This window comes from Haladaptatus sp. DYF46 (assembly GCF_021083305.1).
Taxonomy (GTDB): Archaea; Halobacteriota; Halobacteria; order Halobacteriales; family Haladaptataceae; genus Haladaptatus.
Genome location: NZ_JAJFAY010000013.1, coordinates 57,482 through 67,140, shown reverse-complemented (window position 1 = coordinate 67,140; position 9,659 = coordinate 57,482). Strand labels below are relative to the sequence as shown.

Annotated in this window: 9 protein-coding genes; 5 read left to right on the top strand and 4 right to left on the bottom strand. The window is 50.7% G+C overall.

The genetic code is table 11. From position 1 onward, the window contains the following. Window positions 1–227 (top strand): hypothetical protein (locus LJF34_RS27930; protein WP_231189970.1); only part of this gene is annotated, 227 nt, incomplete at its 5' end. Between the two features lie 220 nt (window positions 228–447). Beyond that, the gene (locus LJF34_RS27925) at window positions 448–1,857 is read left to right on the top strand and encodes an FAD-dependent oxidoreductase (protein WP_231189969.1); all 1,410 of its coding nucleotides are present in this window, start codon (window positions 448–450) and stop codon (window positions 1,855–1,857) included. A gap of 936 nt (window positions 1,858–2,793) precedes the next feature. Here the strand turns inward: LJF34_RS27925 and LJF34_RS27920 are convergent. Beyond that, window positions 2,794–4,116, bottom strand: coding sequence for a permease (locus LJF34_RS27920; RefSeq protein ID WP_231189968.1), 1,323 nt, complete (start codon window positions 4,114–4,116; stop codon window positions 2,794–2,796). A gap of 282 nt (window positions 4,117–4,398) precedes the next feature. On the opposite strand from LJF34_RS27920, the gene LJF34_RS27915 reads away from it, so the two are divergent. Beyond that, entirely contained in the window at window positions 4,399–4,761 is a 363-nt protein-coding gene (locus LJF34_RS27915) for a helix-turn-helix domain-containing protein (RefSeq protein WP_231189967.1), read from the top strand. Then, entirely contained in the window at window positions 4,761–5,033 is a 273-nt protein-coding gene (locus LJF34_RS27910) for a hypothetical protein (RefSeq protein WP_231189966.1), read from the top strand. Before LJF34_RS27915 ends, LJF34_RS27910 begins: the two co-directional genes overlap by 1 nt. Window positions 5,034–5,153: 120 nt before the next feature. Here the strand turns inward: LJF34_RS27910 and LJF34_RS27905 are convergent, their stop codons facing one another. The 3 genes from LJF34_RS27905 to LJF34_RS27895 form a co-directional block, all read right to left on the bottom strand. Then, on the bottom strand, window positions 5,154–5,510 hold the full coding sequence (locus tag LJF34_RS27905) for an SHOCT domain-containing protein (protein ID WP_231189965.1): 357 nt from the start codon (window positions 5,508–5,510) through the stop codon (window positions 5,154–5,156). 206 nt (window positions 5,511–5,716) lie between these two features. Then, entirely contained in the window at window positions 5,717–6,709 is a 993-nt protein-coding gene (locus LJF34_RS27900) for a sulfite exporter TauE/SafE family protein (RefSeq protein ID WP_231189964.1), read from the bottom strand. Window positions 6,710–6,789: 80 nt separating this feature from the next. Beyond that, window positions 6,790–8,199, bottom strand: coding sequence for a permease (locus LJF34_RS27895; RefSeq protein ID WP_342765916.1), 1,410 nt, complete (start codon window positions 8,197–8,199; stop codon window positions 6,790–6,792). Between the two features lie 341 nt (window positions 8,200–8,540). Here LJF34_RS27895 and LJF34_RS27890 point away from each other — a divergent pair, with 341 nt between their 5' ends. Beyond that, entirely contained in the window at window positions 8,541–9,272 is a 732-nt protein-coding gene (locus LJF34_RS27890; RefSeq protein WP_231189960.1) for a DUF4396 domain-containing protein, read from the top strand. Window positions 9,273–9,659 lie beyond the last annotated feature (387 nt).

Genomic DNA, 9,659 nt, shown 5'->3' with positions numbered 1-9,659 from the left:
TTTTCCTTGCAAATGATGCACTTCCGGTTACCTACGATGAAACCTGGTCGTTCGGAGTGCTTAGTTGGATCTGCACACTTCTCCTCTGGAAACTCATCCAGGTCAATATTGGGAATATCTCTGCCGATCAAACCACGGCGGTGTGGACAACAATCGTTGGGTTAGTGATTGCAGCACTCATCACGTGGGTTCGTCCTCAAATCCAACGCAATCGTTCAGCATCATAATTCCACGTCAACTCATTTCCAGCTATCAATTACTACTACGAGAGACTCTGTGCATTGAGAGCGCCAGTCTCAACTTTTGAGTTATATGGAAAGTGAGACCACATAGGCAATAGCGTTCCCAGAATGCACGATTTTAGCCAATCCAGTTTACTACATGCGCTTCCGAATACCTCGGTGCGTGACCCCAAGGCAGTTGATAGCTGCGACCGATATACTTCTTATGAGTACGTTCGTGGTCGTGGGCGGTGATGCTGCCGGTATGTCAGCTGCGAGTAAAGCGAAACGGGACGATCCAGATTTAGATGTCATCGTCTTCGAACAAAGTTCCTGGGTTTCGTATGGTGCTTGTGGGTTACCGTATTACATCAAAGGAGAAATTCAGTCATTGGACGACCTTGTCTCCGTGACACCTGAGGAGTTCCGGAAGGAACGGGATATCGATCTTCGAACAGGCCATGAAGTGATTGATATCAACCCCGACAAACGTGTTGTTACTGCTCGCGGTACTAACGGAGAGGTCATTCAGGAATACGACGACTTGCTCATTGCGGTCGGAGCCGAAGCCATACTCCCGTCTATCGATGGAATCGATCGCGAAGGGGTCTATACCCTTGATTCGATGACTGATGGGGAGGAGTTACGTGAGTACATAGCCCGGGCACGATCCGATGGTAACTTACAACAGCTCGACAGAGGCCCTGCTTGCCAATATCTTGAGACCTGTAACGGGCCAGTCGGCATCGTTGGCGGCGGCTATATCGGCATTGAGATGGCTGAAGCGCTTGCAGCGAACGACTTCGAAGTACACCTCTTCCAACGGAGTGACCGCATACTAAAGACGTTCAGTGAAGCGACGAGCGAAACTATTGCGGAACACCTCTCGGAACAGGATGTTGCAGTCCATCTGAATGCGGAAGTTAAAGCACTCGCCGGCGACGATAGAGTTGAAGCAGTGGTAATCAGCAATACCCACGTTCCTGTCGAAATGGTTCTTCTCGGAACGGGCGTGAGACCTCGAACGGAACTGGCTGAAGACGCCGGAATTAAACTTGGTGAGACGGGGGCCATTGCGACCGACTCGTATCGGGAGACAAACCAACCGAATGTGTACGCAGCAGGAGACTGCGCCGAGGCAAAGCATGTCATCACCAATAAAGCAGTCTACGTTCCGTTGGCACTGACTGCAAATCGACATGGTCGAGCAGTCGGACAAACCGTGGCTGGTACCCCCACTGAAGGAGGTGGAGTTGCAGGGACGGCTGCAGTCAAGGCCTTCGATGTCGAAGCAGCCCGAACTGGGATTATCGACCACAGGAAAGCCCTCGAAGTGGAATTTGACCCGGTCACAGAGACGATCGACGCCAAATCCCGAGCCGGCTATTATCCAGGAGGGGGAACAGTACGAGTGACGCTCACTGCTGACCGTGAGTCTGAGCGCATCCTCGGCGGCTGCCTCGTATCGGACTACGGAGAGGGTGCTGTCCACCGCAGTCACGCTCTCGTAGCTGCAGTGACTGAAGGGGTAACCGTCGATGAGCTAGCCAATTATGATCTCGCCTATGCACCGCCGTTTAACACGACCTGGGATCCAGTCCTGACCGCGGCGAAGGTATTGGGTGCTCGTTTTTAACAAAGTATTTTACGAGCGACTATCAATCGGGATCCTATCGCTGGTCAGTCGATTGCATGGCGCTCCGCCATTGACGCCTGTACTTCCATACTAGTTATACTCATGGTCGTCCTAATCCTCTGGTCCCTCATTTGTATAGGTAATAACCACAGCCGAGTATTTCGAAACTTAAGGACAAATACAATCAGTTGGTAACTCATAGTAACTTACGTGACGAGAGATAACCATAGATATCGAAGAAAGGAGAGTGATTCACTGCAAAAGTCATCACCCATCATATTGGCACAATTGACAACATGGGGCACCTACGCATTTATTTTGGGATTTGTTTTCATAGGATTTTCGTTCGTCACAAATCCGATTCCCGACCCATCGTTTCCGTGGGCGACTCTCCAACCATCGCTCAGATTTTCATATACACAACCCCGTATCGAACATTGGCCAGTCACGTACACTATCGGACTGTGGTTAGTCGTCTTCACGCTCCCACTCGTGCTGTTGAAATCCTATCAGTGGTATGGGTCCCGAGTCTCCATTCAGTCGAGTCTCTGGCTTACTGGGTTACCTGTGTCGGCGATGCTCGCGTTTACCACTTACTGTCGGTTCTTCTGGCCGAAACTATCTCCGCCGACATGGAATGCTCCGTCGTACACGGTCGTTTGTTGGCTGTATTGTTCAACGTACGATCCACTATGGAGCAATCTAGCCTATGGAGTCGCCTTCTTTGGGGTGGGTACGACATATCTCGCCTACAGAAATTCTTCATTTTCGAGATACGCACTCACAGCATTCGGGATGCTTGCGTTCCCATTGGGTGTTCCTGCTCTCTTCGACGCCTACCGACGGCACACTCGTTAATTTGTTCTACAGAGGATGAGTTAAATAGAAGTACGTTATCGTTCGATCACGCGTCCAAAATAAGTTTGTATTGAAGAGTTAGTCCGCCGTCTGCGCGTGTTCGCCGTGTTTTTCAGTGGACTCGGACCGATGGAGCCAGTAGAGGAACAAGAAGAACCCAGTCGCCAGCACATTCAGTACCATCTTGTAGTTCATCTCGATTTTCACCTCGGCGATTTTGGCGGTCGAGGGGTCGGGGATAAGACCGAGACCGAGGAACAGGAAGTGGATAACGAATCCGGTGAGGACTGCGGTGATGAAAATCATCCCCGAGAGAACAGCCGCAAACTTTGTTCCGTAGTACTCCCGATACGCGTCCATGATCGGCGGGACGATGAGGTCTGCGTAGATATAACTCAGGACGCTCCCGAATGGGAGACCATTCGTCCAGAGGACGGTACCGAATGGAACGTTCCCAACTGAACAGACGAACGTGACGATCCCGATAACGGCGCCGACTACTGCAGTCCAGAAAATGTACACCGGCACACCGAATACCGGTCCCGAAAAGACTGACGTCCAGACTTGCTTGGGAATGAATCCAGCGATAAGACCGGCAAAGATGAACCCGATGGCGATTTCGTCCCAGAGCATTCCCCACTCTTTCCACTGCTTGTCGGCAAGTGCCTTCCACCCGGACAACGACGTTGCCTGCTCACGGATAGTCGTATTAGCTTCTTCAGGATCGAAGCTCTCCTTACACGATTGTGAGCAGAAATAGTAGGTTTTCCCGTCGTGTTCGGTCGAATAGTCGGCTTCCTCAGGGTTAACTTCCATTCCACAGACTGGGTCTTGTACAGTTGGACTTCCTTCGTCAAGGACGTTCTGTCGGGCTTGTTCGACGACCTTGTCCGGCACGAGATAGATGAATCCGAAGGCCATCAACCCGATGAGTATGAATCCGCCAATGATATCTGCAGCGAGGAACTGCCATCCGAGAAGAATCCAGATAACCGCGCCAATCTCGATGACAAGGTTTGTCGACGCGAACATGAATGCCCCGATAGTGGCCGCTGCAGAACCTCCTTTTTTGAAGAGGTTCTTCGCCGTGGCGATGGCACTGTAGGAACACGATGAAGAGATAAATCCGAACAGCGACCCATAGCCGATCTCACGGAGGCCGTTGCCTTCGAGGAGATCGGCGACTTCTTCATCTGACGTCCACGCTTCGACACCCCCAGCGATGGCGAACCCGATCACGAGCGCCCACCACGTAATCCACGCCATGGCGACAGTCGTCGTCGCTGCGTGCTTTGTACTCTCGATAAAGAACGTACCCAAAGGCTTCGAGGTCGTGAATACGCCGATACCGATAGTCGCGAGGGCAATGACGACGAGGATCGCATATTCTTTTTTCTCCATATCCTTTGATACGGGAGTCCCACCTAATCGTGTTATGCCTAGCACATCGGTAGTGAATACGACCGAAGAAGTCTGTTCGCTAACTATGCGGAACTCTCTACCGGAGTTTTCAAAGTAGAGAAGAAATCGAGCCATATTTTTACGAAATCCAAAAGAGGATAAGCGGCCAGATACGCCACTTAGTAGCTCATTTACGCCCATTTCGAAATGTCGAGTCTAAATGAGAAGCACTAGGCAGAGAAAATCCATACTGCTTTATCCAAGCCACAACCATCCACATCTGTGTGTGAGGACAGTTCCCCTCGTAAACTCCTATCCCTCCTAGGAGACGAACACGTCCAAGCCATACTTTCTGTCACGAGTGAGCGACCCATGTCCGCAAATGAACTGAGCGATACCTGTGGCATTTCACTACCAACTGTGTATAGACGACTCGAGGAGCTAGTCGAGCACAATTTACTTTCTGAACAGAACCGAATAGCACCCGATGGAAATCACTATAAGAAGTACGAAGCGGCAGTCGAACAGATCGGAGTTCGCCTCTATCAGGGAAAGTTCGAGGTAGATATTGGAGACGAGCCAGCGACCGATGCTCCAGAGCGGTTCAATCGGTTGTGGGACGACATCCGAGGGGATGATTCCTAATGCACGCGGGGCTCATCATCGCAAAAATCATCGTGATAATACTTGGTGCTCTTATTGCGCTCCAAAGTTATCGTGCGTACAAGCGATACAACAATCAACCGATGCTCTATCTCGCGATTGGATTCGTGACGATCAGCATCGGCGCAGTCATTGAAGGAATACTGTTCGACCTCGCTAACGTTTCCATCTTCTATTCGGGTATGATTCAGTCGATAATTGTAATCATCGGGATGGGTTTCGTTCTATACTCTCTCTACTATCAACCAACGTAAGATCGTCACAGAACCGGAAAATACCCCGATATCGGCGAGAAATAGATGGAGTTCTATGACCGATTCCGACATGTGAGGTAATATAAACTGATCCTCAACTACTGTACTCTGTGTGAATCATCACCGGTTATTCTGTTTCTGTCGAAGGCGACTACGACGGGTATCGAACTCCTCTTCGGAGAGATCCCCTCGTGCGTATGCCAGCCGAAGTTCTTCAAGTGCCGGGTCGGTTCCCAGGTCATCTTTCATGACGCCACGATAGAGGAGATAGCCCCCACCAAGCAGGACGATCAGTGGAACGAGCATCATGATCCACCCCCAAAGTGGAGTGACACCACCGCCATATCTCGGTCCCATCATCCATCCACCCATAAGTGGGAACGCAACCAGCATCATTACGGCTGGGACGAGGAGAAGGGCGGCAAGGACTATGAAGACGATTCTGACGAACGAACCGCTCTGATCTGCTGTCGTCATAGGTAGAGATAGACTCCGCGAACACATACAAGTTCCCTCCATAACGAGCAACCCAATCATAGATCGATTGAACTAGAGAAAAGGGAAACCCGACGAACAGCTCGGACCAACAGATTACCTACAAGACATACAATTATGGCCTTTGTTACATGAAATCTCTCACCACCAATCGGCAATAAATATATTCCATATTTCATAGCTTTGGCTCATCCGACCTGTTGTTGATTTTGGAGATAATTTTTGGTCCCGAATGACACTACAATAAGAGTCACGAACAGCGCCGTTCCGAAGAGAAGAACGAGGCTGAGCACATGCAGGAAAGCAATACCGTACGCGTGGCTGACTGTCTTGCTTGCAACAGCAGCGCTGTCGATTAACAGCATCCCGGCAAAAATCCCCTTAAACTTCGTCTCATCGACGAACTCTGTCAGCTGTGAGCCAAAGTAGGCGCCAAACACACTCCCGCCGAGTAATGGGAGTACGGCTGACAAATGAACTGCATCACTTTGGGCATAGAGGAAGGCTCCGTACCCACTCGAAACAGAGATCTGAAAGATGTCTGTCCCAACGGCAATCGCCTCAGGAAGTGTGAGTCCATACAGGAGGCTCGGGAGAACAAGGAACCCACCACCAACGCCAAGAAAACCAGCTAGCACACCGGTTACGAATGCAATTACTAACACCACCCAGATGGAGGCAATGACGTCGCCTTTGAACGACACCATCGGCGGACACTGGATTGTACCAATACGACGGATGAGTGATTCATCAACACCACCATCTTCTTCGGGCTGGTTGGTGGAGGCATCGCGCAAAACGAAGAGCCCGACGACCAGTAGCAATCCGACGTAGATGATACTGATGACGAGATCTGCGATCCCTTGTGCAACTAAAATGAATAGACCACGTTTGCCGACCTCGATTCCGATCGTCATCCCTAGAATCAGGAGAAACCCGAGTTTATAATCGATGTGTCCCAGCCGACGATGGGAGACAACAGCGGAAAGAGACGTTCCAAAAACAAATACTAATCCAGATCCAACAGCAGCTTCAGGTGGATGGTTGAGAACGAGGAGTGCTGGTGTAACGAAGAAGCTTCCACCGAGACCAAAGAATCCGAATAGGATCCCGATGAGCAGGCCGAATAAGATGAAAAACAGTACTCCCGTCTCAACTGCGAAGATACTCGTGCCCCCCATGTTACTCGAAACAGATTACGTGAACGACATACTTGGGTCTTTACCAGGACAAAACTAGTTGTCAAAGAGAAGTCGTTTGATCAATGATGGTCGTGATCGTGAGGATGCGTAGAGTCCGACGGACGCCCTTCAGGCAAGTCGGCTTGGTACCTATCCGGTTCTCGCTCAAAGACTCGCTTGCACGTTTCCGAGCAGAAATAGAACATTTCGTCGTCGTGCGTTACCGAAATTCCGTCTGGTTCGACCCGCATGCCACAGACTGGGTCGCGGATTTGACTCGGTGCGCCGAGTCCTTTCCGATAGACGTAATAGAGAAATCCCGAGAGAGCGAACGCAATTACATTGAGGACGAAGGTGTAATTGAGTTCAAAATACGTCTGTTCAGTTGCCGTTTCGCCACCGGCGAGATTCGGTATGATCCCGAATAAGTCGAACAGTTCCTCCATGAGAAATCCCGTGAACGCCATCGTCACGAAGAAGACGCCGAAGATGTACAGCATGACGTGCCAGCCGTAGTACTTCCTGTAGACGTTCAGTACTGGAATCGTGATGAGGTCGGCATAGACGAAGGCAATGACGCCAGCAAAGCTCACACCTCCTGACCAAAGTGCAACGGCGAATGGGACGTTGCCGATACTTCCGACGAAGCTGATTACTGCAACAGCAACACCCATAACAGCGTTTTCAGCGCTAAAGAACGTTCCATTTCCCTGGAGGAATAATGTATTCCACACGGATTGGGGAACGAACACGATGACGAATCCGGAGATGAGAAACCCAGCGATGACGTCCTTGTACAGCATCGACCATTCCTTGCGGTACTGATTCCCGAGTTTGTACCATCCGCCCCATGATGTGAGTTCGGTACGCCAGTCACCTTGTCCAGCCAACTTCTGTTCGTATGTCTCCATACACCCTTGCGAGCAGAATTCGAGCGTCTCTCCTCCGTCAGTAGCGAGAGTGAACTCTTCACTCCCTTCCATTCCACAGGTTGGATCCGTCTCGATTCCTTCCTCGGAATCCCGTGCATTCAATTCGTCACGAGCTCGCTCAAACATCTCTTCAGGAAGGGTGAAGTGGATGATGATACCCATCACGAAGATGAGAATGAGTCCGCCAAGGAGTTCAGCAACGAGAAACTCCCAGCCAAGGAGAATGAGGATCATCAATCCAAGTTCGATAATGAGGTTCGTACTCGCGAACATGAACGCGAGCATGTTCATTGGATGAGCTCCCTTTCGAAAGAGGCCTTTCGCGATCGCTGCGGCACCGAAACTACAGCCACTACTCGCTGCGCCGAATCCGGTCGCTTTCGTGAGACTCGAGAGGGATTCAGTTCCGAGAAGTTTGCCCATTCGTTCTTTGGAAACGTAGACTTGCACCCAACTCGTGATGATTAATCCCATGATGATGGCCCACGCTGCCGTCCAAAGGAACCCGGTTCCGATGCGTAACGCTTCGAGGACATTTGCCACGAGTGATGCTACCATTCCACATTTAAAGAAACAACTTCTTCGAATATCTGTCTTGTGTAGAGTTTCACCAACAGAGGTGTTGATCAAGGATACAACTGATCTATTGAGGTCGGAGTTCGTCTAGGATACATTTACTGGAGATTCGGAGACCGTATAAGTCATGCTAAAACCGTTGTATTTACAGATTATATTAATTACATCTATAGTGTATAGTTCTCCCGCATTAAGCAAGTTGGGAGAGCAGCCACAATATTATTATCTTCGCCAACACAAATCGTGTTTTACCGTATCTTCACAGCCATGAGTCGCAGAACAGCCAAGAAGCGGATGTAGTTTCCAACGTCATCACAACGACCATGCAACTCCACCAACTCATAAAGCAGATCGAACACATGCTCGCCCCGGTTCGACACGTGATGAAACCGATCCTGTCGGACCCGATGCTAATGGGTGTCTGGGCACTCCTCGTAGTTGTCTCTGTTGGCACCCTTCTGTGGGACATACGCCGACGCAACCAGGCGTTGCCGTCGCTAATGAAGGGTGTCTGGACACTGGTCGTACTATACTCTGGTCCGTTCGGTCTCGCCGTTTACTGGTATACCGGGCGAACTCAGATCAGTCATGATTCGCTGTGGCGTCGGGGCTTCCGATCAACTGCCCACTGTTACTCAGGATGTGGTGCAGGCGAGGTTCTCGGGTTTGCACTACTCGCGGGTCTGCTGGCGCTACAGAGTACGCTGGTCGTCACCGCAGGGACATTCACACTCGCATACATTTTCGGCTACGCGCTGACCGTCGGCCCACTCATGCAGGAGGGTGTCGGCTTCCGTGAGGCGATGTTCGATGCCCTCTATAGTGAAACGCCGAGCATCACGATCATGGAAATCTCGGCAATCGGTACGGATTTGTTGATTGCCAGCCAGGCGAAGATAGGTGACTTGCTGTTCTGGGGTGCCCTTGCCTTTTCTCTATCCGTCGGGTTCCTCTTTGCGTTCCCGGTTAACGCTCTTCTCGTCCACTTTGGCGTAAAGGAAGGCATGATGAATCCGGCTGAGATGGGACAAGGTCAGGGACATTCAGCCGACTAGCACTCTCGATTCCCCGTCTCTTTATTAACGACGATGATCGGCACAAACTAGACCAATCGAGTGTCGCGCTGTTCGAGATATACATTACCCCTAGCAATCTGTCCGACATTGCTGCGAAAAACGTTACAGTGTTCGACAAATCGATGCTGCAATTGAGAACGACCACGCTAACGAGCATTGCAAGGCCGGAATAGATAGCGTCCATCACTCCCCAGAATCGGTTTTTAAAGATCTGGGTCGATTCTCGTTGGCGTGGTGGGCTACTTACGACTCCAGCAACTCGATCCGCCACGTCGTACTCTTCGAGCGGCCCCATTGCTCTAGCGAAATATCCGAGAGTTCGTCTTGAAGCTGACTGAGATACTGTGCAACGGCTTTCGGCGATCC